The organism is Natrinema sp. SYSU A 869, assembly GCF_019879105.1.
Lineage (GTDB): Archaea > Halobacteriota > Halobacteria > Halobacteriales > Natrialbaceae > Natrinema.
On sequence record NZ_CP082249.1, the window covers coordinates 3,313,683 to 3,339,278 of the forward strand.

Annotated in this window: 21 protein-coding genes and 1 tRNA gene; 7 read left to right on the forward strand and 15 right to left on the reverse strand. The window is 65.0% G+C overall.

Going from position 1 to position 25,596, the window contains the following annotated elements:
• Positions 1 to 89 precede the first annotated feature (89 nt).
• Positions 90 to 5,105, reverse strand: coding sequence for a CARDB domain-containing protein (locus tag K6I40_RS24660; RefSeq protein ID WP_222917790.1), 5,016 nt, complete (start codon positions 5,103 to 5,105; stop codon positions 90 to 92).
• 499 nt (positions 5,106 to 5,604) lie between these two features.
• On the opposite strand from K6I40_RS24660, the gene K6I40_RS24665 reads away from it, so the two are divergent.
• The 3 genes from K6I40_RS24665 (at position 5,605) to K6I40_RS24675 (ending at position 7,676) form a co-directional block, all read left to right on the forward strand.
• Entirely contained in the window at positions 5,605 to 6,192 is a 588-nt protein-coding gene (locus K6I40_RS24665; protein ID WP_222917792.1) for a biotin transporter BioY, read from the forward strand.
• A gap of 7 nt (positions 6,193 to 6,199) precedes the next feature.
• Entirely contained in the window at positions 6,200 to 6,904 is a 705-nt protein-coding gene (locus K6I40_RS24670; RefSeq protein ID WP_222920452.1) for an ABC transporter ATP-binding protein, read from the forward strand.
• A gap of 67 nt (positions 6,905 to 6,971) precedes the next feature.
• Positions 6,972 to 7,676, forward strand: a complete 705-nt coding sequence (locus K6I40_RS24675; protein WP_222917794.1) for an energy-coupling factor transporter transmembrane component T — start codon at positions 6,972 to 6,974, stop codon at positions 7,674 to 7,676.
• A 612-nt stretch (positions 7,677 to 8,288) separates the two neighbouring features.
• On the opposite strand, the gene K6I40_RS24680 is transcribed toward K6I40_RS24675, so the two are convergent.
• The 3 genes from K6I40_RS24680 to K6I40_RS28735 all read right to left on the reverse strand — a co-directional run bounded on the left by K6I40_RS24680 (position 8,289) and on the right by K6I40_RS28735 (position 10,239).
• A tRNA-Thr gene (locus tag K6I40_RS24680) sits at positions 8,289 to 8,362 on the reverse strand.
• Between the two features lie 100 nt (positions 8,363 to 8,462).
• Complete coding sequence (locus K6I40_RS24685) at positions 8,463 to 9,452, reverse strand: class I SAM-dependent methyltransferase family protein (RefSeq protein WP_222917796.1); 990 nt, start codon at positions 9,450 to 9,452, stop codon at positions 8,463 to 8,465.
• Positions 9,453 to 9,747: 295 nt separating this feature from the next.
• Positions 9,748 to 10,239 (reverse strand): hypothetical protein, encoded by a 492-nt coding sequence (locus K6I40_RS28735; protein WP_255681855.1) that lies wholly within the window; start codon positions 10,237 to 10,239, stop codon positions 9,748 to 9,750.
• On the opposite strand from K6I40_RS28735, the gene K6I40_RS24695 reads away from it, so the two are divergent.
• A complete protein-coding gene (locus K6I40_RS24695) occupies positions 10,224 to 10,769 on the forward strand; it encodes a Rieske 2Fe-2S domain-containing protein (RefSeq protein WP_222917800.1) in 546 nt (181 codons plus the stop codon). The genes K6I40_RS28735 and K6I40_RS24695 overlap by 16 nt on opposite strands.
• 325 nt (positions 10,770 to 11,094) lie before the next feature.
• Positions 11,095 to 11,868 carry a diphthine synthase gene (gene dph5 / locus K6I40_RS24705; RefSeq protein WP_222920453.1) on the forward strand — a complete coding sequence of 258 codons (774 nt, stop codon included), beginning with the start codon at positions 11,095 to 11,097 and terminating at the stop codon, positions 11,866 to 11,868.
• A gap of 367 nt (positions 11,869 to 12,235) precedes the next feature.
• On the opposite strand, the gene K6I40_RS24710 is transcribed toward dph5, so the two are convergent.
• The 5 genes from K6I40_RS24710 to K6I40_RS24730 all read right to left on the reverse strand — a co-directional run bounded on the left by K6I40_RS24710 (position 12,236) and on the right by K6I40_RS24730 (position 16,410).
• Positions 12,236 to 13,321: an alpha/beta hydrolase gene (locus tag K6I40_RS24710; protein ID WP_222917802.1), complete on the reverse strand. Its 1,086-nt coding sequence runs from the start codon at positions 13,319 to 13,321 to the stop codon at positions 12,236 to 12,238.
• 218 nt (positions 13,322 to 13,539) lie between these two features.
• A complete protein-coding gene (gene leuB, locus K6I40_RS24715) occupies positions 13,540 to 14,523 on the reverse strand; it encodes a 3-isopropylmalate dehydrogenase (RefSeq protein WP_222917804.1) in 984 nt (327 codons plus the stop codon).
• A gap of 102 nt (positions 14,524 to 14,625) precedes the next feature.
• The gene (locus K6I40_RS24720; RefSeq protein ID WP_222917806.1) at positions 14,626 to 14,955 is read right to left on the reverse strand and encodes a hypothetical protein; all 330 of its coding nucleotides are present in this window, start codon (positions 14,953 to 14,955) and stop codon (positions 14,626 to 14,628) included.
• 183 nt (positions 14,956 to 15,138) lie between these two features.
• Entirely contained in the window at positions 15,139 to 15,414 is a 276-nt protein-coding gene (locus K6I40_RS24725) for a hypothetical protein (protein WP_222917808.1), read from the reverse strand.
• An 81-nt stretch (positions 15,415 to 15,495) separates the two neighbouring features.
• Complete coding sequence (locus K6I40_RS24730; RefSeq protein ID WP_222917810.1) at positions 15,496 to 16,410, reverse strand: EamA family transporter; 915 nt, start codon at positions 16,408 to 16,410, stop codon at positions 15,496 to 15,498.
• A 200-nt stretch (positions 16,411 to 16,610) separates the two neighbouring features.
• Between K6I40_RS24730 and K6I40_RS24735 the strand changes: the two genes are divergently transcribed.
• Positions 16,611 to 17,000: a hypothetical protein gene (locus tag K6I40_RS24735; protein WP_222917812.1), complete on the forward strand. Its 390-nt coding sequence runs from the start codon at positions 16,611 to 16,613 to the stop codon at positions 16,998 to 17,000.
• A gap of 93 nt (positions 17,001 to 17,093) precedes the next feature.
• Positions 17,094 to 19,409 (forward strand): HEAT repeat domain-containing protein, encoded by a 2,316-nt coding sequence (locus tag K6I40_RS24740; RefSeq protein ID WP_222917814.1) that lies wholly within the window; start codon positions 17,094 to 17,096, stop codon positions 19,407 to 19,409.
• Positions 19,410 to 19,412: 3 nt separating this feature from the next.
• Here the strand turns inward: K6I40_RS24740 and leuD are convergent, their stop codons facing one another.
• The 6 genes from leuD to ilvB form a co-directional block, all read right to left on the reverse strand.
• Complete coding sequence (gene leuD / locus K6I40_RS24745; protein ID WP_222917816.1) at positions 19,413 to 20,054, reverse strand: 3-isopropylmalate dehydratase small subunit; 642 nt, start codon at positions 20,052 to 20,054, stop codon at positions 19,413 to 19,415.
• Positions 20,051 to 21,472, reverse strand: coding sequence for a 3-isopropylmalate dehydratase large subunit (gene leuC, locus K6I40_RS24750; RefSeq protein ID WP_222917818.1), 1,422 nt, complete (start codon positions 21,470 to 21,472; stop codon positions 20,051 to 20,053). The genes leuD and leuC overlap by 4 nt, the downstream gene beginning before the upstream one ends.
• On the reverse strand, positions 21,469 to 21,780 hold the full coding sequence (locus K6I40_RS24755; RefSeq protein ID WP_222917820.1) for a hypothetical protein: 312 nt from the start codon (positions 21,778 to 21,780) through the stop codon (positions 21,469 to 21,471). The genes leuC and K6I40_RS24755 overlap by 4 nt, the downstream gene beginning before the upstream one ends.
• A 15-nt stretch (positions 21,781 to 21,795) precedes the next feature.
• The gene (gene ilvC / locus K6I40_RS24760) at positions 21,796 to 22,851 is read right to left on the reverse strand and encodes a ketol-acid reductoisomerase (protein ID WP_222917822.1); all 1,056 of its coding nucleotides are present in this window, start codon (positions 22,849 to 22,851) and stop codon (positions 21,796 to 21,798) included.
• Positions 22,844 to 23,506, reverse strand: coding sequence for an acetolactate synthase small subunit (gene ilvN, locus K6I40_RS24765; protein WP_222917839.1), 663 nt, complete (start codon positions 23,504 to 23,506; stop codon positions 22,844 to 22,846). The genes ilvC and ilvN overlap by 8 nt, the downstream gene beginning before the upstream one ends.
• A 100-nt stretch (positions 23,507 to 23,606) precedes the next feature.
• Positions 23,607 to 25,415, reverse strand: a complete 1,809-nt coding sequence (gene ilvB / locus K6I40_RS24770) for a biosynthetic-type acetolactate synthase large subunit (RefSeq protein ID WP_222917841.1) — start codon at positions 25,413 to 25,415, stop codon at positions 23,607 to 23,609.
• Positions 25,416 to 25,596: the final 181 nt, after the last annotated feature.

Sequence of the window (25,596 nt, forward strand, 5' to 3'; positions counted from 1 at the left end):
TCCGCACTGTCTTTTTCGCATCCAACGTTACCGAGAAAGCGAGCGATTCCACGCGAGAGTGATGACAGAAGCGAGGCGTCGTGCACCGCTTAGTCGGCGGCTTCTTCGCTTCCAGCAGTTTCCTCTATGGCTCCCGCAGCTGGGTCGCCCAGCGTCTCGACCGGTTCGGTATCTGGGTCGTCATCCGGTTCTGCATCGTCAGGCGGTCCCGCATCATCGGGCGGTCCCGCGTCGTCAGGCGGTCCCGCATCGTCAGGTGGTCCTGCATCGTCAGGCGGCCCCGCATCATCAGGAGGACCAGGGTCCTCAGGTGGGGTCTCCGATCCACCGTCCGGTCCCGCATCACCGTTCGCTCCCCCGGATCCCGCTGTGGCCGCCTCGATCGTCACCGACACCTGATCGTCGTCGGTCGTGATCGTATGCGTCGACGTTCCCTCCGGCAACGCCGACGAGAACGGAATCTCGGCCGTTTGCCCGCCCGCGAGCGTCACGGTCGACTCGGCGACGGGTTGGTCGTCAACGCTGTAGGTCACCGTCTGCGTTCCCTCGAGATCACCCTGGTTCTCGACCGTCGCCGCTACCGTCACTTCTTCGCCGGGGTCTCCGCTGGCGGGCGCGGAAACGTCGACCACGGCGAACGCGGCTGGCTCACCGCTCTCCTCGACTGTCACTGTCGTCTCGGCGGTCTCGTTGTCAGTCGATACCTCGAGAGGGTACTCGCCGGGCTCGAGATTCGACGTGGGGTAGGTCAGCGTGCCCGTCTGGGTCTCACCGGGCTCGAGCGTAACCGACAACGGGTCACTGGCGATACCGCCGACGGCGATTTCGATGTCTTGCGTCCCCGCTTCGTCGCCGACGTTCTCGAGTTCGGCCTCGACCGTGATGGGATCGCCCTGTTCGACCGGGCTGTTGGTCTCTACGATCGAGACGCCGAATGTCGCGGGCTCGCCGCTCTCCTCGACTATCACCGTCGTCTCGGCGGTCTCATTCTCGGTCGATACCTCGAGGGGGTACTCGCCGGGCTCGAGGTCGTCCGTCTCGGCGGTAAACGAGACGGTCTGGCTTTCGTCGGACTCGAGGGTGACGGACTCCGAGTCGATCGTGGCATCGCCGATCGCGAGCGTGACGTTCTGCGTGCCCGCTTCGCCGCCGACGTTCTGGACTTCGGCCTCGATCTCGAGTTGGTCACCCCGCTCGACCGGACTGGTGAGGTTCGTGATCGAGACGCCGAATTCAGCAGGATCGGAGGGCTCGATCTCGCCGGCGGGCGGCGTCGCCGCGGTCACGGGGTCGTCGTACCCGTAGTTCGCGAAGTCGATCGCCCAGACGAGTCGTTCGTCGTCGCTCTCGGGCGTCCACTCGATGGTGAACGTTCCCTCGCCAGGCTCCAGTTCGGACGGCGGGTCGTCGGTCGCGGTCCCCTCGACGAACTGGCTGTTCCCGGCGATCGTCGCGTTGTTCGGGTTCTCGTAACCGAAAGTCACGTCGATGGCGTTCCCGTCCTCGGTGGGCGTCGTCTCTTCGACCGAAAGCGCCGGGAGTTCCGGTCGAGCCTCCTCGTCGCACTCCCTCGCCGAGGGATTCGCGTAGTCGATCGACGCAAAGGGCACCGCTTCCGGCGAACTGATACCGGAGATGTAGGTTCCGAAGGTGCCGTAGTCGGGAACCTCGACGATCACCTCGTCGTCATCGGTCGTTACGTCGCGTTCGTCGCCGACCTCGAAGACGATCGTACCAGTAAACGGTGCCTCGATCTCGTCACCGGCAGTGACTGCGTCCTCGATGATCGTATTCCCGAAGCCGGCGGAATCATAGAATCCCGTGCTCGCCGCGACCTGATCGCCCTCCTCGAGCGACGCGGTGACCACCGCACGCGAGCAACTCGTGAACTCGACATCGAACTCCGGGAGTTCGCCGTCGACCGTGTACTCGACGGAATCCGACTCGATGGGCGTCCCATCCGCTGCCGCGACGACCGCGACCTCGAGCGTCGCGTTCTCCTCGAGGGGCGGCTCCAGGTCGAACTCGGTCGGGCCGATCGTTTCGTTGGCAGCGAACGTGTCGCTCTCGGCGAGTTGCGTCCCGTTCTCGTCGGTGACGGTGATCGCGTACTCGACTGACGCGTTGGCCGCGGTGAGGGTGAGCGTCTCGCCGTCACCCGTCTGATCGGTCACCGAGAGGTTCGCCGTCGGCTCTGTCGGATCGGGTTCTACGACCGCGTACTCGATGGAGTCGTTCGCCAGCACTGCGTCGTCCGTCGCGGCGCGAACCGAGACGTTGACAGTCGTGTTCGCCTCAAGTGGCGGCTCCAGTTCGAGGGTTTGCTCCGCGACCGTCTCGTTGGCCTCGAAGGAATCGCTGTCGACCCGTTGGCCGTCGTACTCCGCTGTAATGACGTATGGCACGGACGCGCTCGCTGCGCCGATATCGAGGGTCTCGCCGTCGCCTTCTTGATCGTCGACCGACAGCGTCGCGTTCGGCTCGTCGGGCTCGTCCGCGATGGTATACTCGATCGTCTCGTTCGTGAGCGGTTCGTCGTCGTCCGTCCCGAGGACTGCTACGTCGAGCGTCGCGTTCTCCTCGAGGGGCGGCTCCAAGTCGACGGTCTCGTTCGTGACCGTTTCGTTCGCCTCGAATGACTCGGTCTCTGCAAGTCGGGTGCCGTTCTCATCGGTGACGGCGAGCGCGTAGTCGACGGTCGCACTCGCCTCGTCGATCGTCAGCGTAGACCCGTTGCCCGTCTGGTCGTCCACGGACAGCGTCGCATCGGGTTGCTCGTCCGGCTCGTCCGCAATGGTGTACTCAACGGATTCGTTCGCGAGCGCTGCTCCGTCCTCGCCAACGATCGAGACATCGACGGACGTGTTCTCCGCGATCGGCGGCTCGAGGTCGAGCGTGAGATTCGTGACCTCCTCGCCGGCCGCGAACGTGTCGCTCTCGATGGTTTCGCCGTCGTACGACGCGGTCACGGTGTAGGGGACAGATGCGTTTGCCGCCGCGACCTCGAGGGTTTCACCATCGCCCGTCTGGTCGTTGACCGACAGCATCACATTCGGTTCGTCGAGTTCGTCAGCGACCGTCACGAACGCGCCGTCGAGCACCGGTGCGCCGCCCTCGGTGACGTACGGCACGTCTTCTTCGCCGTCGGACTCGGCGTACTGGAACGTCCCGTCGTCGTTCGTATCGTGGTGGACGACCGCCACGAGCACGTCGCTTTCCGCGAGTGGCTCGTCGAGTTCGACCGTGACGTTCTCGTGCTCGCCGGCCTCGAGCTCGCTCGAGACGCCGACGATATCGTCTGGATCGGCGTCGACGGCGACGCCCTCGTAGATCGCCACGAAGCCGCCTTCAGAGAGCGAGACGTCTTCGATCCTGACCTGCTCACCCTCGGACTCCTGATCGGGGAAGTCGATCGAGGCCGTCCCCTCGATCCGATCGATCGTCTCGATGCGCTGGACGACTTCGACCTCGACGTGCTGGGAGATCACCGTCACGTCGTCGGTATCCTCTTGGATCGCGTACGCGACGGCGTCGGCTGCAGTCTCCTGAGTCAGCGTCTGGAGTTGCGTAATGCTGATCTGCTGGGACTGGACGACCTGCGCCGTCTCCTCGCAGGCACTTCGCGCCGCGGTCTGGATCTGCGTGACCGACGCCTCCTGTGACTGGACGAGCGCGCCGCTCGCACCGCCACGTGCGAGCTGCTGGACCTGCGTCACGTCGACGACCTGTGTCTGGGTCACCGATCCCTGGCCGGCACCGAACGCGGCGGCCTGTACCTGCTCGACCGAAACCTCTTGCCGCTGGATCGCGCTGGTCACCGCACCCTCCGCGGCACCGGTCGCGGCCGACTGAATCTGCGTGACCGACACCTCCTGTCGCTGGACGAGCACGCCGCCCGCGCTCCCGTCAGCGGCCGCCTGAATCTGTTCGACGGTCGCCGCTTGGCTCTGGGAAATCGCCCCCTTCGCCGCACCGAACGACGACTCCTGAACTTGCGTGATCGAGGCGCGTTGGCGCTGCTCGAGACGTGTGGATTGCACCTGTTTCAGCGACCCCCGACTCGCACCGCGGGCCGCCGCCTGCGTCTGCTCGACCGAAACCGCCTGTTTCTGGACGAGCGCACCTTTCGCCGCCCCGGCAGCGGCCTTCTGTATCTGCTTGATTGTTACCTGCTGGCGCTGCTCGGCATCGACGCGTTGTTCCTGTGTGAGCGCAGCTCGCGTACTCCCCTCGAGCGAGCCGGCAGCCCCGCCGACCGCCGCGTGCTGGACGTGCTCGAGCGTCACTCGCTGGCGCTGCTCGGCCGATATCGACTGGTACTGCGTCAGCACGCCGTAGGCCGCTCCCTGTGCGGCTTCCTGAATCTTCGACACTTCGCCAACGTCTTTCGCGCCCGCCTCACTCGCGGCACCCGCGGCCGCACCGCTAGTCGCGACCTGAATCTGCTCGACGCTCACACGCTGGCTCTGGGCGACCGCACCGTGTGCTGCACCCCAGGTTGCGCTCTGTAACTGGGTGGCGTTCACCGACTGGGACTGGGAGAGCCCGCCGGCAGTTGCGCCGCCGACCGCGTACTGAATCTGGGTCGCGTTCACCGACTGTTCCTGAATCAGCGCGCCGTGGACCGCGCCCTTCGTCGCCGCCTGAACCTGCTCAGCCTCGACGGTCTGATACTGGGAAACTGCCCCTCGAGCGCCCTCGAGCGCCGCCGCTCGCTGTTCCTGAGTCACCTCGACGCCCTGGGACTGGACGAGTGCGATCCCCTCGCTGATGCCCGACTCGACAGCGTCCTCGTGCTCCTGCTGGACCGATGCCTGCGCGTTCGCTCCGCCGTCCGCGGCAGTCGGGTCTCCGTCGGTTGCGGACGGTTCCATCGTCACCGGCTCGAACTCGAAGCCGGTCGCCGACCGTGCGCTCGCCTGCCCGCTCTCGTTCTGAACCACTGCCCGTCTCTGGTCTCCGGTCGGCGATTCGGCGGTCGCGTCGGGATCGTCGTCAGGCGCGACCCGCTCGAGGCCGCCTCCGAGTACCGGCAACGCGACGACGCTGCCGACCATCGCGGCCACAACCAGAACAACGGCGATGGTGGTTTGCGTTCGTCTCATCGAACGGACCCTCCTGTCGCGTCGCTCGTCTCCGTCGTCTCGATCCCGCCGTTCCGCCCGCGACTCGCGTGATCATGGATACGGCGTCCGCTCCGATACCGGAATTTCGCTCCGTCGTCGGCTCGTCTGACACCCACTTTCGCGACGTAATTCCCCCGATCGCCAGCCCTCGTACTACCGGTTCGCATTTTTCCACCACGGGGCGGAACGAACGCATAAGACCGCCGGTCGTTCCGGTTAGCGAGACGAGACAATACGTTATTACCCGCTCCGCTCGAGCGTGCAGCAAGCACGAACGGCCGAGTGACGGCTGCTTACTCGAACTTCCGGTAATCGAACAGTGATGGCAACTGTCACCGTCGCTGTGTGGAAGCCCACTGTTTCGTCCCAGTCTCGAGTCGCCGTCCGCCACGAAATTGGCTCGAGAAGACCTGTCAATCCGCTCTCCGATAGGCTCGGAAACCGAAGTCTTGATCCGGGTTTACGAGAGAGCGAGCGTATGGCAACGGAACGGAACTCGGTCGATCCAGTCGACGACGCCGTCATCCGGCAGTTCGCTCGGGCAGCGATGCTCGCAGCGCTGATGGGGGCGTCAGTACTGGTGTCAATCCCGATCCCTCTCTCGCCGGCTCCGATCACGCTGCAGGTGTTGTTTGTCTTCCTCGCCGGACTCATTCTGGGGCCGGTCTGGGGGGCGATCTCGGTCCTACTGTACCTCACGTCGGGTGCCGCCGGCGCTCCGGTCTTCGCCGGCCTGAACAGCGGACTCGGAATCCTGATTGGGCAGACGGCCGGCTACCTGTGGTCGTATCCGATCGCCGCGGCGCTGATCGGATTCATCGTCCACCGTGGAACGACGCTTCGCGACCTGCAGAGCGTTCGATTCCCGATTCTCGCCGGCACACTCGTCATGGCGACGATCGTCATCTACGGCATGGGGACGGCCTACATGGCTTGGCTCCTCGGGATGGGGGCTTGGGAGGCCGTCACGGCCGGTGCGCTCCCGTTCATTCCCGGTGAATTACTCAAGATCGCCGCAGCGATCGCCATCGTCAGATCCGGCCGGATCACGCCGGTTCGCTCGTGACGATATGATGATCGAGTTTCAGTCGGTCTCCTACGCGTTCGACGATATCCCCGTCCTCAAGGACGTGTCGCTGTCGATCGACGACGGCGAGTTCGTCCTGCTGGCGGGGGCCAACGGCAGCGGGAAGACGACGCTGTTGCGCCACTGCAACGGCCTGCTAACCCCCGATTCCGGCGCGGTTCGCGTCAACGGCACGCCCGTCGAAGACAACCTGATCGCCGCCCGCTCGAGCGTCGGGATGGTCTTCCAGCACCCACGTGACCAGTTCGTCGCCGCGACCGTGGGTGCAGACGTCGCCTTCGGCCCCGAAAACCTCGGCCTCGAGCGCGAAGAGATCGATCGCCGCGTCGCGGCCGCACTCGAGGCGGTGAACATGACCGACCGAGACGACAACCGAATTGACGCCCTCTCGGGCGGCGAACAGTCCCGCGTGGCGATCGCGGGCGCGCTCGCTATGGAACCGACCCACCTCGTCCTCGACGAACCCTTTACCGGGCTCGACGAACCGGCCCGCCGGTCGGTCCTCGAGCGACTCGAATCGCTGGCGGCCGACGGCACCGGCGTCTTGCTCGCGACGCACGACCTCAGAGACGTCTGCGGGCTCGCCGATCGCGTGATCGCCATGCACGACGGCCGCGTCGCCGTTGACGGATCACCCGAAGACGCGCTCGGGGAGCTGGCGGGCCTCGAGGTCCGCGTTCCGGACCGATGACGGCGCATTCCATGGACGATCGAAGCGGGCGAACCGAACTATCGGCACGACAGGTGAGCGAGAACAGATGGTAACCTACGATCCCGACGATACGTTTGCACACCGGCTCGACCCCCGGACGAAGCTGGCAGTGCAGATCGGGTTCGCCGCCACTGCCCTGGCGCATCCAACGCCGCGAGCGTTGCTCGTCCTCTCAGCGGTGACGGCAATCGCGCTGGTCTCGGCGCACGTCCCGCTCGGCCGAGCGCTCGCGGCCTACCGGTTCGCGCTGTTCATCCTCGCGCTCGCACCGGTGCTCTCGGGGGTGACGTTCGGTGCGCCCTGGTTCGATCGATCGGCCGCGATGACATCGGCGCTGGCGAGCTACCGGGTCCTGCTGATCCTGCTCGTCAGTGCGGCCTACGTTCGCTCGACCCCGGTTCGAGACTCTCGAGCGGCGATTCAGCGAACGATTCCCGGGAAACCGGGGCAAATACTCGGCATCGGCGTCGGGCTCGTCTTCCGGTTCCTCCCCGTACTTCGGGGTGACCTCCGAACGATCCGCGAGGCGATGGCAGCCAGACTGGGAACCGAACGCGGAGTGGTCGACCGCGCCAGCACGATCGGCATACTCGGACTGACGCGGGCCTTCGACCGCGCCGATCGACTCTCGCTCGCACTGCAAGCGAGATGTTTCGCCTGGAACCCCACCCTCTCGCCACTGGCCTTCTCGCGGGCCGACTATCCCGTGCTCGTCCTCGCGGTCATCCTCGCGTGCTCCGCGTTCGTCTGACGGTCACCGTCACCTCCCTACTCGTCAGAGGATTGGTTCGAACACCACAATAGCTGGCACTACTCCTCCGGAGACTGTCTCCATCGACGGGCCAAATCTGTTTGGAGAGGCTACTATACCGTTCGAGTGTATACGTGAGAGTACGGCAGGAAGTCACATCATCACCTTCACCAGACATTCACGTCCTGCCGTCGTATCCCCTTTTCTGTGACGCTCACCGCCTCCAGCCCATGCTATCGTTGATTTCGACGTTGGTCGGCCGTCCTCAAGGTCCACACCGGCTACGATACCTGCTTACCGCCGGATTTCCGCAATCGATTGTGATTCATCAATAGGCCTGTCCCGCGATGTTTGATATCGTCATATTCAGTTTATTATCGGGACGGACGAACATCGCTGCACCTCCTACGAATCTGGCTGTGAATGCTCTGCTGTGCCGAAACTGCCGGTTAGATGGTCTGAAAAGCGGCTTCACTTCATGAATCGGAGAAGCTTCGACATCGATCCGATCAAGTCGCTCACGGCTATCTGCTATGATTACAACCGATTACACAGCAAGCCCACCGAAAACGAGATCTCCACTCTCGAACGATACCCTCCTCATTCGAGAAAAGCCGGTGGAGGGATTTGAACCCTCGACCTAATCCTTACGAAGGATTCGCTCTGCCAGTCTGAGCTACACCGGCGCGCATTCATTTGTACGATCGATATCGTGCATAAGGGTTGCGAATCGATCCGGTCGTGTGAGGAAGTTACGTGTCCGGATGCTCGGGAACTACAGTCCCGTTATCGCTCGAGTCGGACGTCGAGACAGACGTTCAGCTCGTGTGGGGCGTACGACCGAACGGTATGGCGGGTTTCGACGGTGACCTCGTACTCCGGTTCCGCGGCCGCGCGGATCGCATGTTCGCCCGGCCCGAAGGGGTCGTCCTCGTGTTGAATGTCGTAATAGTGGATCGTACAGTCCTCGCCCGCCAGGGTCACGGCCGACTCGAGGAACTCGTCGGCGCTGTGAGGGAGGTTCATCATGATCCGATCGGCCCAGCCATCGTACTCGGCGGCGACCTCGCGGACATCGTCGTTGATTGCGGTCACCCGATCTTCGACGCCGTTCCGGCGCGCGTTCTCGCGGAGGTAGTCGATCGCGTCCGCGTTGATATCGACCCCAACACACTCCGCGCCGCGTTTCGCGAACGGGATCACGAACGGACCGACGCCGGCGAACATATCGAAGGCATGCTCGCCCGCATCGACTTGCTCGGCCACGCGGTGTCGTTCGGTCGCGAGCCGCGGCGAGAAGTAGACCTCTGCCAGGTCCAGTAGGAACTCACAGCCGTACTCGCGGTGGACGACTTCGGTGTTTTCGCCAGCGAGCAACTCCCAATCACGGACTCGCGTCTCGCCTTTGACCTTCGAGGCCTTGTTCAGCACCGTCTCCACGGGGAGATCCGACTCGAGAATGGCATCGGCGATCGCCCGCGCGCGTTCGGGATCGTCTTCGTCGATGAGCGCGGCCTTGCCGAGGCGCTCGTAGGTCGGATCGAACGCGAGGAGATCGGCCGGCGTCGTCTGACTCTCGCGCTCGGCAACCGTACGCGAGACGATGTCGCCGTCCTCGAGTATGTCCCGAACGACATCGGGGTCGATGACCGGAATGTAGAGCCAGCCGTCCTCGACGGCGATTTCGTAGTCGTCGTCGATCAGGTCCGCGTCGGCGAGCGCCGTGCGCGTGGCTTCTCCGCTTTCTGGCGCGACGCGAACGCACGGAACGTCCATACGCGAACTGACCGTCCGCCCGCCGTAACGCTGACGTTTTCGACGGCGCTGCTCGAGAACGATCATCCCCGATAAATCAATATATGCTATAGCAAGTTTCTGGTTCGGCCTGAAAAAGACGAGAGATACCGAAACTGTGACGAGGAGAGCCGCGCTGTGGGTCGTGACGATACCTATCTCAACGGCTGGCCGACAGCGCACAACGGTCGGAACCTATCGGAATATGAGAGTTAGTACTGGCTGGAGCCTCGTCTTCCGTCCCGTTTACTACAGAAAACATCAGAATTTCAGCATCTTATGGTCCTTCGACGCTTCGTCCGAATGCAGAATGGACGAATACACGCTCAAAGTCCCAGATATGACGTGTGAAGGGTGTGAGATAGTTATCACCGGCACAGTGACGGTACTCCCCGGAGTGGGCCATGTTGACGCTGACGCCGCTGCCGGTCGTGTGATGATCCACGGGGATTCGTCGGCGAAACGCCGAGCTCGAGAGGCGATCGAGAAAGCCGGCTACGATGTACTCGAGTAGCAGCGTAGTCGCGCTGATAGGGGTGGTCACGATAGAGCGGCTCTCGTCCTGGGGAAGAAGATCGCCGTCGGTACCGGTCTCGTCTCGGGTGTGATCGTGCTGGTGGTCCAGCCGAATCTCCCGATCGCGTTCGACTGCTGAGATGTGACCGGGCGTCGCGGACGACGTGAGCCGACGAGAACGCGCTCGAGAGTGGCCGTCGGAAGCGTTTTTCCCTTCGGCGCGCGTATCCGCTCGAGATGAGCATGCGAACACGACTCACGACCGTCGAGACGGTCCACGAGAATCGGTCGTGGCTGTTTACGATTCGAGATCAGTACGGCGAACCCGACGAGGTGATTCTCGTTCCCTGTGAGGACAGTGTCGAGCACGGCTCGACAAGCAGTCAGCCTGCGGCCGACAACACCGGAAGACGCGGAGCGCCTTCCGAGCCCTCGGTCGCTGACGCTCCCGACGACGGCGTCGAAGCGTGGATCAATCGGTGTACCCACGAAGCGCAGCGGTTCGATACGGGCCGCGGAGTCGCGATGCGTGACAACCAGATCATCTGTCCGAAACATGGCTCGATGTTCGACTCTTGTTCGGGCTACTGCGATAACGGCGAAGCAGCCAACACGACGCTGCCGTCCGTCGATATCACCGTCGACGACGGGACCGTCTACCTGACCGACGACGACGTGACCTTCGCTCACGAGGGTGGTATCGACGACAGAGACGACGAGGACGACGGAGACGACGGAGACGATGACGACGATCCCACATCGACCTCGCACATCGGGTTCTGACCGCGTCGGTACCGACGGCTCAAGCTGGACCGTTCATTGTCTGACAGGGACAGTTCACTTGCCGCGCGCTGGTCAGCGTATGGACAGACGGACCGTCTCAAGCGGCATCGAGTGGAAACCGCAGGTCGGCTATTCCCGGGTCGTCCGCGCCGGCTCGCAGGGCCACGTTTCGGGGACGATGGCGACCGACGAGAACGGGCCGTCGTTGCACGGCGATCCGTCCGCTCAGACAGCCCGGAGCACTGAGGCGGCCAGTCGTTACCGGTCGCCGCGACGCATGAACCATCTCGAAAACGTATTCCGATCACTCCTACTACACCGGGTCATGCTCACCTTCATCGGTCTCGGTCTCTACGACGAGCGCTCGATCACCGTCGAGGGACAGGAGGCACTCCGAGCAGCCGACCGCGTCTACGCCGAGTTCTACACCAGCCGGCTGATCGGGACGACGATCGAGGACCTCGAGTCCGCCCACGACGTCGAGATCGAGGTCCGAGACCGCGCGGGCGTCGAACAGCACCCGGAAGATATGCTCGAGGCGGCCGAAAGCGAGGACGTCGCGTTCCTGACGGCGGGCGACACGATGATCTCGACGACCCACGTCGACCTCCGCCTCCGAGCCCACGATCGTGGGATCGAGACGCGAGTGATCCACGGCGTCACCGCACAGACGGCTACCAGCGCGCTCACCGGGTTGCAGAACTACCGGTTTGGGAAGGCGACGACGCTGCCGTTTCCCTACGCCCACGGGGCCGAGGGCCTCCCCGCGAGCGTGACGGAAACGATCGACGATAATCGGGCCGATGGGCTTCACACGGTCGTCTATCTGGACATCAAAACGGAGCGAGAGGAGTACATGACCGCCGACGTGGGTGCAGCACTGCTCGCTGAGGAGTATCCCGATCTCGTGGGCGTCGTCGTCGCTCGCGCGGGCAGCCCCGACCCGCTCGTCGAGGCCGGGACGATGACCGAACTGGCCGATCGGGAATTCGGCGACCCGCTCCACCTGCTCGTCGTTCCCGGGGAATGTCACCTGCTCGAGGCCGACGCGCTGGTCGAACTGGCGGGGGCCGACCGGGACACCCTCGAAATCGCCTGATGTCGGCTCGGATCGGGAGTCGGTCGCGATCCCGGTGATCAGCGGGGACGCACTCGTGGAAGAGCAGAGACCGAGTACCGATCACTGATTGCATGTTCGGTTCCAAGGCAGTGGTTCGATCGGGACCGGAGGCCGGCATATTTTGATCGGGTGGAACAGGTGACCTATGAGTAGTCAGGAGGTCACGTTCGACGGCGTCAGAATCCCGAAAAGGGTGACCCGAAAGCACGGACTGTCGACGTTGAGATCGATGCGTAGTGAGGTGCGACCAACGAAACAGAGGAGGAGCGAGAAGCGGACGCGCCCCCAGCGCGAAACGCGAGGCCGTAACGGACTCCCGGACTGCGGCGGCCACACCACGGACCCCTCAGCCGCGCAGGACGGCCTCGAGCCGGTCCTGAAAGTCGCCGGGCATCTCGAGATGTGGTGTATGTCCCGTGTTGCCGAAAACGACTTCCTCGAACTCACTGCCGCGGTCAGCATAGGTCTCGAGGACGGCGCGAGTCTGATCGACCATCGGTTGGGGCGGGAAGACGTCCTCGCCGGGCCAGTCTGGGAGTTCGCCCATCCGGCCGAGCGTCCCCAGATCGAAGAGCGAGGCGTTCGAGACGATCTGGTCGGAATCGCCGCGGATCCACAGCACCGGCGGTTTCTCGTCGGGATCGATCTCGGTGATCCCCTCGAGGTCGCAGTACTTCGGCGAGATGGCGTTGTTCACGCCTGTTTCGCCCGGGGCGACGCCAGGCCAGTTGTCGCTCCGTTTTGAGGAGCCCGGATAGTTCTCGTCGCCGGTCGCCGTGTCGAGCATTCCCGTTAGATACGATTCCTCGCGGTCGTCGTCGAACTCGTGGGTCGGATCGACGTAGTAGGTTCGCAACACCTTTCGCGGGGAGGTCTGGCCCTCTTCGCTCCGGTCGCGGTTCTCGAGGCCCGCCACGAACCCGTCGTTGCCGATCCCGCCGCCGGAGCCGGCGTAGTCATCGAAACAGGGTGTTCCGTCCGTATCCTTCGTCCCGCCGAAGCCATACGGCGAGAGCGGGTTGACGAGCACGAGGTCGGCGACGTCTTGGGGGTGGTCAATCGCGTACCGCATCGCGACCCCGCCGCCGTTCGACCAGCCGACGAGGACGAACGGCCGCTCGAGATCGAGTTCGCCGACCAGCGCGCGAAGATCGCCCTCGAAGTCACCGAGCCCGTTCGTCGCGTTGATCGGTTTCGTCTCCGAATCGCCGTACCCCCGCAGATCGGGCGCGATCGCACGGTGACGGGCTGGCAGCGCCGCCATCACGTCCTCGAAAAACCGCGAGGACGAGACGTTTCCGTGGAGGAAGATAACGGTCTCGCCCTCGTCACTGGCTCGATTGTTGCCGCCCGACTCGAGATAGTGGATCTCGAGGCGGTCAGTGTTGACGGTTCGCGAGTCGACCCCGGCGAGGGTGTCGTCTCGAATCATGACCGCCGGTACTACGGCCCCCTTGATAACTCTCGGGCCGAGACCCGATCGCTGAGTCCCCCGCCTCGAGCCAGCTGACGACGAAGATCGGAAAGATCAGCTCGTAGGTGTGAAACATAGCGTGGCTGAGCATAACGAACGCCATCACAACCCTGTCGTTCCGATCCATGATCAGTTCGGCGACCGCACGCTCCTAAAAACGGCGAGCGCTCCGTCGTTTACAGTCGGTCGATGATCGCTGCGGTCACGTCCTCGGTCGAGGCATCACCGCCCAGATCCGGCGTCCGCGGCCCGTCCTCGAGCGTGGCCTCGACGGCCTCGTGGACAGCCTCGCTCTCCTCGTCGTAGCCGAGGTACTCGAGCAGCATCGCGGCGGAGATGATCGTCGCAGCGGGGTTCGCGATCCCCTGACCGGCGATGTCGGGTGCGGTGCCGTGGACGGGTTCGAATAGGGCGCGGTCGGGGCCGACGTTGGCGCTGGGCAGGAGGCCGAGGCCACCGACGAGCCCGGCGGCGAGGTCTGAGAGCACGTCGCCCGCGAGGTTCGGGCAGACAACGACATCGAACTGTTCGGGGTCGAGACAGACCCGCGTCGCGAAAGCGTCCATCAGGACCTGATCGGTCTCGATGCCATGCTCGTCGGCGACCGATTTGACGGTATCGCGGAAGAGCCCGTCCGTCTCGCGCATGACGTTTGCCTTGTGGACGATACTGAAGCCGTCGTGTGCCTCGTCCTCGGAGACGTAGTCGCAGGCGAATTCGGCGAGTTGTTCAGAAGCTGATTCCGTGACGACGCGGGTGAGCGTCGAGACGTCTTGGGTCAGCCGGTCCTCGTGGCCCGCATAGACGCCTTCGGTGTTCTCGCGGAGGAAGACGAGATCCGTCTCGGGTCGGACGGCGTCGATCCCCGGATACGCCTTGGCGGGTCGGATGTTGACGAACGAGTCGACCGCCGTCCGGAGCGGCAGGATGACGTCCGCCGCCGTGTCGCCAGCCGCACCGAACAGCGTCGCGTCCGCCGACGCCGCGAGGTCGTAGGTCTTCTGGGGCAGCGCCTCGCCCGTCTCCTCCTTTACCGCGTCGCCCGCGTCGGCCTCGACGAACTCGAAGTCGATTTCGAGGGCCTCGAGCACCTCGACCGCTGCTGGCGTCACTTCCTGTCCGATTCCGTCGCCCGGGATGACGGCGATCTCGTGAGTCATACCCAATCTTCTCTGCGGGGGCGAAAAGAGGGTATCGATACCACGGTCGCGGCTCGAATCGGCGGTGTCGCCGCCGTCGGGCGATCGCGTCGCTCGAACCGATCATGGTCCTGGTTCCAGCCCGAGAGACGCGGACGCGAACCGAACCGCCAGTACGCCGAGTCCCGTCAGCAGCGTCCCGGCGACAGCGAGCGCGAACAGGCCCTCGAGGGCTCGCTTCGCGCTGTCGCGCCAGGCCATATCGCGTGCGTCGAGTGCGTCGCCGGCCGGGACGACGTCGACGACGAACCCCGTCGATTCGCTCGCGTCGATGCGACCGTCGTAGACCGAATCGACGGTCACCCGACCGTAGACGTACACCTCTTGTCCGCGCTCGAGGACAGCCTCCTCGTATCGGTCGGGGTCGATCGCCGTCTCGTCGTCAATGGACACCGCCAGCGTCGGATCTCTCGCGTCCTCGGTCCTGGGTCGGCAGCCCTCGTCGTCGATCGTCGCCGCATTGTAGCCCCGCCAGTCCTCGAGTTCCGTCGGCGCGGTCTCACCGGGGTCGACGAGTATCCGCTGGGTCGGTCCCTCGAGCAGGAACCGCCGCGTGCGACCGCCCTCGGTAATCGTCTACTGGCCGACGTACGCGCTCTCCTCGCGAACACGATACTGATACCCGATCACGTCGCGTTTCGAGCCGGGAGCGGTCAGGAGCCCGTCGGGCCCGTCGAACGCGCGCCCGACGACCAGTGCGTATCTCGAATCGGGTGCGTCGCGCGGATCGACCGGTTCGGTCATCACCAAGAGGAACGCGACGAACAACCCGACGGGAACGGCCACGAGAGCAACACCCATCGAGACGACGCCTTCGGCGACCTCGAGCGGCGTACCGCCGCCGGAGATCATTCTATCCGTTGACACTCGAGTACAGCGTCAAAAACGTATCGAGGCTCGATCCGGTTCGCGACCGGTCGGTGGGACCGCGAGTCACGGCGTGCCGACGCCGGTCGAGAACCCCACCGCGTCGGCAATCGTGCGCCGCTTGAGCAGGGCGAAGCCGATGGCGACCAGCACGAAGCCGACGACCGTCAGCACGCCGATCTTCTCGCCGAGCAGGAAGACGCTCGCAACCGTCGCGACGATCGGGACCAGGTAGCCGATCAGCGCCGCCTCGAACGCGCCGTGTTCCTCGAGCACCCTGAAGTAGATCAGGAAGGCGATCGCGGTCGCGAAGACGCCGAGGTAGAGCAGCGCTCCCACCGAGACGGCGCTGATCATCTCGGCGCTAGGCAGCTCGTCGGTACCGAGGCTGACCGTGTGCAAGACGAGTCCACCGATGAGCATCGACCAACCGACCAGCGGCAGCCGATCGATGGTCGGGCCGGCCCGCTGAATCAGGACGCCGCCGAGCGCGACGCTGCAGACCTGCCCGACGATGAGCAGTCGCGGGGCGGTGTTGCCCGCCAGCAGGTTTCCGGGATCGGGCTGGATGACCAGCCCGACGCCCAGAAAGCCGATAGCTGCGCCGACGGCCCCGAGCGCCGAGAGCCGCTCACCCAGCAACGGGATCGCCCATAGCGCAGTGATAATCGGGACCAGCCCCTGCAAGATCGCGGCAACGCCGCTCGGAACCGTCTGCTGGCCGATAAAGAGGAGGCCGTTGCCGGCGATGAGGAAGACGCCGCCGCCCGCGACGGCCATGAGATCGTTCCGCGCGGTCGGTCGCCACTCCTCGACCCGGATAACGGCCGCGATCAGCAACAGGACCGCCGCGATGTCGTACCTGGCGGCCGCGAACAGCAGCGGTGGCAGATACTCGAGGCCGATCGAAATCGCCGGAAAGGAGAATCCCCAGAGGACGGCGAGCAACAGGAAAAGCGATGCGTCGAGGGACCGAGACATACGGTGTGAGTCGGGGACAGTCCCCGAAATCGCTGGCGGTTCCGGTATGGGTCTGCCGCTATCGCGGAGCGGCTCGAGGGGTGCCAGTCGAGTCGCGACCCTGCTCAAGCCACACATTCAACGCGACGCTGCACAACGGCGAACGGACTCGGTCGTACAGCCGTCCCGACCTTTATGCGGTGTCCGTTCGTGGGTCGGCCATGAGTCACTGGACGAGCGTCGTCTTCGAACCCGGCGACCGCGACCCGGACGACGTGGAAGCGGACCTCCGGGCGTCGATCCGATCGGCGGACGAGACCGTCTGTCGGGAACGGGAGGATCCGAAGACGTGGCAGGAAGACGACGGCCGTGTCGGCTGGTACCTCCACGGATTCGCGTACGACGAGACGTTCGCCGCGCTGACGGTGCCCTGTCGTCGCGCGCTCGCGATGGACATCACCGACACCGAGGAGGCGGCGACCGGCTACCTCTACGAGTGGGTCGACGGTGTGTTCCTGCGGACCGATGTCTACACCGACACCGAGTACGGCCGCAAGAGTCTCGATTACTTCCTGCTCGAACACGGGCTACAGGGGGAGCGTCGTGTCTGAGTCGCTGCCCCCGCCGCGTTATGGGCACTCCGCGCGTTCGCCGACCGCCTCGTCGAGCGCGGGACGCCGCGAGGCGACGATACCGAGACGACGGTGACGGCGGCCTGCGAACGCGAGCCCGACGCCGTCCGGGGTGAACTTGCGGCGCTCGCGGACACGGTTCGAGGCGAGTGCGCACCCGAGTTCGACGGCGACCGAGAGGAGGCAGCTCGGACCGTTTTCGCCGCGTTCGCGGTCGCCGGTGGTCGGCTCTTCGCGACCGTGCCCGAGGCCGCGTGGGACGCGGTCGACGCCGCGGTGACCGCCCGCGAATCCGACGGCCCCGTCGGTAGCTACGCCCGTGCGATCGTCCGTACCGTGCCGTTTCCGACCGAATCTGGAACGATGAACGGACCACAGCTCGCCGTCAGCGACGTCAGAGAGCGCCTCGAGGACTCCGACTGGCGCTCCACTGCCGTCCATCTGTGTACCCGACACGGCGCTCCCGAGGAGTGCCTCGAGCCGCTCGCGGCGTGTCTGGACGCCGATCCGGCGACCCGCCGGCAGGCAGCGAGGGCGATCGATTGGAGTGATCGCCGGCCGGACGGCGTCGCCGACCGCCTGCTCGAGGCGACCGACGACGACGATCCGACGGTCCGGGCGGGGGCAGTCGGCGCGCTCTGCCATCAGTGCTGGATGCGCGACGGTGTTCCCGAGTGGGGCGACGAGGCGATGGCGGCGCTGGCCGACGCGCTCGTCGACGACGCGCGGGTCGTTCGCGTCCGTGCTGCGGGCGTGCTCGATTGTTACCCGTCGTATCTCCCCGAATCGGCGCTGTGGAGTGCGCTCGAGCCCGAGACACGCGGTCGACTGGCGCTCGGCGCGCTCCGGGCCGATCTCGACGAGACGGCGATCGACGAGTGCTACTGGCAGGTCGATTCGACGCTCGTCGGGGCACTCGACGCGACCGCGACGCGGGCTGTCCGCGAGGAGTTTCGGGCCCTCGGATGGCCCGTGGAGGATGGCAGCGAAGATCTCGACTCGTCTCCCCTCGCTCGGTCGGCGATCGCCGCCGCTGCGGAAACTGACCCGGGCGGGATCGACGATCCGGTGGCGTACGTCGAGGCGGTCCGCGACCGGATCGGGACTGACGGCGTCGATCAGTACGAATCTCGACTCCTCCGGGCGCTGTTCGCGACCGATCCGGACGTCGTTACTGACGCCGTTCCGGCGCTCGTTACGGCGCTCGAGACCGAGTCACCGGATGCAGACAGCCGCGAAGCGGCGCGGACGCTCGCAACCGTTCGGGAGGACACTCCCGACGCAGTGTCGGTCGTCCAGGAGACGCTCGTGGCCGCCGTCGGCGATCCGAGCGAGCGAGGGATACTCCGGGAAAAGCGATTAGTCGCGCTCGCGGCGATCGATCCCGACGCGGCTGCCTCGGAGCTGCGAGCCGCCTGCGAGTCCGTCGACAGGTACGGCTCAAGCGTCGGCAGGACCGTGGAGACGGTCGCGGCGACGACTCCTGCTGTGGTCGCGGCGGTGTCCGATGCCGCCGTCGCCGCGCTCGAGGAATCGGACGACAAACGGAACGAGCGCCTGCTCCGGGGACTGGCGACCGTCGCGGACCACGATCCCGATGCGCTCGTCTCGTCCGCAGACGCATTCGTCGACCGGCTCATCGCCGTGCATCCGGAAACGCGAACCGCTGCCGGTCGCGTCCTGCGGACGCTCCGGGGGTCACACCCCAAGGCGGTACCCGACGTGGCCGCGCCGCTCGTCGAGACCGACCCCGACGATCCGGCATGGCCGCTCGGTCCCGCCGCGAGCGAATCGTCCGAACTGGGTGGCCGTGCGGTGCGAGAGGCGATGTCGATGCTCGACTATCGCGGCGACCTGTGGGCACGTCGGTGTGGCGGATCGATCGCCGCGGTCGCGGTCGGCGACCCAGAGCAGGGACGAGCGGGCGCTCGAGAACTGGTCTCAAGGCTTTCCGATGACGATACCGGTCGATACGGGGCCTACGCATTCGTCGAGCTCGCGGAGCGGGAGCCAACGGTCGCGGCCGTCGCCGTCGACGACCTCGTTCGTCACCTGCGGGCCGGCTACCCAGACGACTACACGGCCGCCGACTGGCTTGGTAACGCGCTGCTCCCGATCGCGGACGCAGCACCCGACGCGGTCCGGGACGCGATTACGGCACACTACGGGGGGCCGACCGCGTTCGTCGACGCGGACATCGACCGACGATCACACCGCGAACGGATCGTCTCAGCGGCCGCGTTCAGCGACGACGGATCCGAAACGGTGACGGGCGGGGTCGACGAATCGGACGGCTCGACTCCGGAAAACGCGGACGAGGGCGGGGGCGACCTACTGCAATCGCTGTTGGATCGAGTTCTCGGAGAAAACGAAACGGATGACCGCTGAGGCTTACTCGGCCTCGGGAATCGCCGCGTCGTCGACGTACGGCAGTTCTCGAGCCTTCTCGCGGACCGCGCCGGCGTTGGACTTCATCAGCGCCGTCGTGTCCCAGACACCCTCGACGAGAGCCTTGCGCTGGGCGTCGTCGACGGTGACGTCGATCGTCTCGTCGCCGTAGGTAACCGTCTCAGCTTCGATGTCGATATCGATCTCGCCGTCGGGGTTCGTGTCGACCCAGTCCTGCAGATCCTGAATCGTCTCGCTATCGGCCGTCACGGTCGGAATTCCGAGGGCCAGACAGTTGCCCGCGAAAATCTCGGCGAAGCTCTCGCCGATGAGCGCGTCAATCCCCCAGCGCATCAGTGCCTGGGGTGCGTGCTCTCTCGAGGAGCCACAGCCGAAGTTGCTGTTGACGACCATCACCGAGGAATCCTGATAGCGGTCCTCGTTGAAGGGGTGCTCCTTCTGATTGTCGTCGTCGTCGAACCGCAGATCGAAGAACGCGAACTCGCCCAGTCCGTCGAAGGTGACGACCTTCATGAAGCGGGCGGGGATGATCTGGTCCGTGTCGATATCGTTGCCCTGAATCGGGATGCCCGAGCCGGAGACGTAGTTGACTTCGGGAATGTCGACCGCACCATCTCCGCTCATGCCAGATTCACCTCCTTCAATTCGCGCACGTCAGAGACCTCCCCGGTGATCGCCGCCGCGGCGACCATTCGCGGGCTCATCAGGACGGTCCGCCCGTCCTTCGATCCCTGGCGGCCGACGAAGTTCCGGTTCGAGGAGGAGGCACAGGCCTCGTCGCCCTCGAGCTGGTCTTCGTTCATGCCCAGACACATCGAACAACCGGCGTTGCGCCACTCGAAGCCGGCTTCCTCGAAGGTGTCCTTGAGGCCTTCTTCCTCGGCGGTCTTCTGTACGCGCTGGCTGCCGGGGACGACCATCGCGCGGACGTCATCGGCGACTTCGCGGCCCTCGACGATCCGGGCGGCGCGTCGCAGGTCCGGCAGGCGAGCGTTCGTACAGGAGCCAAGGAAGGCGACGTCGATGTTGTAGCCTTCCATCGTGTCGCCTGGTTCGACGCGCATGTGCTCTTGGGCGCGTCGGGCCGTGTCTTGTTTCTCTTCGGGAAGTTCTTCCGCCTCTGGAATCGGGTCGTTGATGCCGATCCCCTGACCTGGGGTGGTCCCCCAGGTGACGACCGGTTCGAGTTCGTTCGCGTCGATGTGGATGACGTCGTCGTATTCGGCATCCTCGTCGGAGCGGATCGATTCCCAGTAGGGTTTGAGGTCGTCAAACTTCTCCGGGTTTTCCTGAAAGTAATCGGTCTGCTCGAGCCACTCGTAGGTGGTCTCGTCGGGGTTGACGTAGCCCGCGCGAGCGCCGCCCTCGATGGACATGTTACAGATCGACATGCGACCTTCCATGCCGAGGCTTTCGATGGCCTCGCCGGCGTACTCGTAGACGTAGCCGACGCCGCCCTCGGTGCCGAGACGGCGGATGATCTCGAGGATGATGTCTTTCGCTTCGACACCCTCGCCGAGTTCGCCGTCGACCTGGATCTTGCGGACCTTCTGTTTCTCCATGGCGACGGTGCCCGTCGCGAGCACATCGCGGATCTGGGAGGTGCCGATGCCGAAGGCGAGCGCGCCGAAGGCACCGTGAGTCGAGGTGTGGGAGTCCCCACAGACGATCGTCTTGCCGGGCTGGGTGATGCCCTGCTCCGGTCCAATGACGTGGACGATCCCCTGATCGCCCGTCGTCGGGTCCGAGAACTCGATGCCCGCGTCGCGGACGTTCTCCTCGAGTTCGGCCATCATCTCCTCGGCCGCGTCCTCCTTGTACGGACGGGACTGGTCGGCCGTCGGGACGATGTGGTCGACCGTCGCGTGGGTCAGTTCCGGAAAGGCGACCTCGAGGTCGCGCTCGCGGAGCATCCCGAACGCTTGCGGGCTGGTCACCTCGTGAATGAGGTGGAGGCCGATGAACAGCTGATCCTGTCCGGTCGGCAGCGTGGTGACTTTGTGTCGATCCCAGACCTTGTCGTACAGTGTGCCTTCGCTCATTCCTCGTCCTCTACTACGGTGTCTCGGTTAGTACGCTGTCCGTGCTCGGTTCCGCGTTCGAAGACGCGGTTCGCATCGTCGGCCTGTTTCGGCGGCGTGTGGTCGACGTCGCGCATTGTCTCGCCTGCGTCGGTCTGTCCGTCGGTCTCGTCATCCTCGGTGGCTCCGGTCGCAGCCGGTTCGGGTTCGCCCCCGTCAGCTGCGACGGTCGGTCCGCGACTGAACAGCCGGCCAGCCGTCTCCCCAGTAGAGGGGTTGGTGTGGCTGACAGCAGCCATCGTGTCTGTCGTGTCGTCAGTTTCGTTCATGGTCGCTCGGTCTCGTTAGTCGTCCGCCTGCACTTCGACGGACTCGGTTTCGTCTTCGCTCTCGTCTTCCTCGGCCCAGGCGAACAGGTCGCGTAGTCGCTCGCCGACCGCCTCGATCTCGTGGTTCTTCTCGGCCTCTCGAAGCTGGTTGTAGCTTGGGCGATCGGCTTGGTTCTCGAGGATCCATTCGCGCGTGAACTCGCCGTTCTGGATCTCCTCGAGGACCTCGTCCATGTTCTCACGGACGGATTCGTCGACGATGCGGTCGCCGCGGGTGAGACCGCCGTACTCGGCGGTATCAGAGACGGAGTTCCACATCTCCATGTTTCCGCCTTCGTACATCAGGTCGACGATCAGCTTGAGCTCGTTGAGACACTCGAAGTAGGCGATCTCCGGCGAGTAGCCGGCGTCGACGAGTGCCTCGTAGCCGTGTTTGACTAGCGAGGTGACACCGCCACAGAGGACGGCCTGCTCGCCGAAGAGATCGGACTCGACCTCCTCCTGGAACGTCGTCTCGATGACGCCCGCGCGGGTACAGCCGATCCCCTTCGCGTACGCCAGCGCGCGTTCCTTGGCGTCGCCCGTTGTGTCCTGATAGATCGCCAGCAGGCCGGGTGTCCCCTCGTCGTTCTCGAAGTTCCGGCGGACGAGGTGGCCCGGGCTCTTGGGCGCGACCATCGTCACGTCGACGTCTTCCGGCGGCTCGATCTGGTTGTAGTGGATGTTCAGCCCGTGGGCGAACTGTAGCGTGTCCCCCGCCTCGAGGTTCGGCTTGATGGCGTTCTCGTAGACCGCCGACTGGACGGTGTCGGGCACGAGCACGGAGATGTAGGAGGCCTTCGCGGCCGCGTCGGCGGGCGTCGCGACAGTCAGCCCGTCCGCTTCGGCGGCCGATCGCGAGGACGACCCCTCGCGCAGGCCGACGACCACGTCGACCCCGCTATCGTGGAGGCTCAGTGCGTGGGCGTGTCCCTGGCTCCCGTAGCCGAGGACGGCCGCGGTGTCATCATCGAGGGTTGATACGTCTGCGTCGTCGTCGTAGTAGATGTCGGTGGTGAATTCGTCAGTCATCGTCTGCTCTTTGGTATTGGTCGTCGCGGTTCGCCTCGTCGGCGGGCTGTGCTGTCGAACCGGCTGTGGCCGTTTGGTCGGTACCGCGGGCCAACGCTGTCGTCCCCGTTCGGGAGATTTCCCGGATACCGAACTGGCTGAACGTCTCGACTGCGGCCTCGATCTTCTGGCGCGCTCCGGTCACTTCGACCGTCGCCGTCTCCGGACTCGAGTCGACGGTCTTGGCGTCGTACATGTCCGCAACGGCTGCGACCTGATCGGGTCGCTCGGCGTTGACCTTGATGAGTGCGAGCTCCCGGCGCATCGCGTCGGGCTCGAGTTCGCGCACGGAGATGACCGGCACGAGCTTGCGCAGTTGCTTCTCGACCTGGTCGATGCCCGGATCGGGTTCCTCGACGACGATTGTGATCCGTGCACGATCCTCGTCTTCCGTCGGGCCGACGGTCAGGCTCTCGATGTTGAACTGCCGCCTCGAGAACAGTCCCGAGACGTCGGAAAGCACGCCGGGTTCGTGTTCGACTAGCGCCGAGATGACGGTACGGCGGGGCTCGTGAGTCGCTTCGACCTCGGGGTCGATGCGAATGCCCTGTTTGTTGCGCCGCCCCGCGGGGGTCGGTCGCTCGTCGGGTTCGGGTCCGTCGAGTCCGCGTTTCATGCGAAACACCCCGTGATTCGCTGAACGAAGTGAAGCGAATCTCGAGACGGCAGAGCCGTCTCGGTGTTTCGGTTGCAGTCGGACGCGGTTTGTCCGACGGTCATAGCTGATCCTCCGCCAGTGCGAACTGGCCATTGTCGCCGCCGCTTGGCACCATCGGATAGACGTTGGCGTCGGGATCGATGTGAACATCGATCACCGAGGGGCCGTCGTACGCAATCGCGTCCTCGATCGTGTCAGCGACGTCGTCGTAGTCGTCAATCCGGAAGCCCTCAGCACCGAACGCCTCGGCGAGCTTGTCGAACTCGGGCATCCAGCTGTAGTCCGACGCGGAGTGACGACCATCGAAGAAGGCGTCCTGCCACTGTCGGACCATGCCGATGTACTCGTTGTTGAGCACGGCGACGGTTATGTCGAGCTCCTCGCGGACGGCGACTGATAGGCCCTGTAAGGTCATCAGGAACGAGCCATCACCGTCGATACAGACGACCTCTTGGTCGTCGTCGGCCGCGATTCGTGCACCGATCGCGGACGGCAGCCCGTACCCCATCGTTCCGAGTCCGTGACTCGAGACCCAGGTACGGGGCTCGGTGTAGGTCCAGTACTGGCAGGCCCACATCTGGTGTTGGCCGACACCGGTCGTGACGATGGCTCGATCGCTCGTCGCCTCGTCTAAGGCCTCGATGACGAACTCCGGCTGGACCGGTTTGTCCTTCGGCGCGTCGTAGGCCATGGAGTAGTCGGATTTCCACTGCTGGCACTGGGCGCGCCACTTCGTCGCTTCCGGCGACTTGTCGACCGCGTCGACAAGCTGCTCGACGACGGTTTCGGCGTCACCGACTAGCGGGTAGTCCGCGTGGATGTTCTTCGAGATCTCCGCGGGATCGATGTCGACGTGGATGAGATCCGCGTCGGGCGCGAAGGTCTCGATCCCGCCGGTCAGCCGGTCGTCGAACCGGGTGCCAATTCCGATCAGGGTGTCGCAGTGGGTGATCGCCATGTTGGCGTAGCCGGTGCCGTGCATTCCCGCCATCTCGAGGGAGAGTTCGTGATCTTCGGGGAACGAACCGATACCGGGCATCGTGGTGATGACTGGAATATCGTGTTCGATGGCGAACTCCCGACAGGCCTCGCTGGCCTCGCTCTTGATGACGCCGCCGCCGAGCAGCATGACCGGACGAGCGGCGTTCTCGATCCGCTCGGCCGCAGCCTTAACGATCTCTTCGTCGGCTCGCTCCTGGACCTCGTAGGTCTCGGGCACTGCCGGCGCGTCGGGCTCGCGGTCGGTCTCGCCGTTGGTGATGTCCTTGGGCAGGTCGACCAGCGTCGGGCCCGGTCGGCCTTCGCCGGCGAGGGCGAACGCCTCGCTAACGTCGCTGCCGACGCGATCCGAGTCGCTCGCGAAGGTGTTGTTCTTCGTGACCGGCGTCGTGACGCCCGTCGTATCGGTCTCCTGGAAGGCATCGTTGCCGACGAGTTCCGTCGGAACCTGCCCCGTTAGGGCCACGAGCGGATCCGAGTCCATGTCAGCGTCTGCCAGCCCCGTGACGAGGTTGGTCGCGCCCGGCCCGGATGTCGCCAGGCAGATCCCCGGCTTGCCGGAGACGATGCCGTAGGCGTCGGCCGCGTGGGCCGCGCCCTGCTCGTGGGCCATCGTCACGTGGCGAATGTCCGAATCGTAAAGGGCGTCGTAGACGGGCATGATCGCCCCGCCCTGCACGCCGAAGGCGTGCTCAACGCCCGCGTTCTCGAGCGCGCGAACGACGGATTCGGCACCCGTCGTGACGGGCTCGGTCGTCTCGGACTTGACGTCGTCCTCGGTGGCCGCGTCTGGTGTGGCGCTGTCGGTGATCTGGTCGTCGTCCTGTTCGTCGTCCGCTGGCGAAACTTTTGCTGCGCGTTCGCTCATCGGTTATCTCCCGCCGTTGTCTGGCGATCGGGTGGTGTACGGTAGTGTGTCATCTGCTGGATCAGTGATCGCTCTGAGAACGATACCGCGAATTCGGGTCCGAAGCGACGAAGTACTGGGATCGGGGCTAGGACGCCCCTACAATACGAATCGGAGCGAACGCGCTGTTGCCGACCGTGCG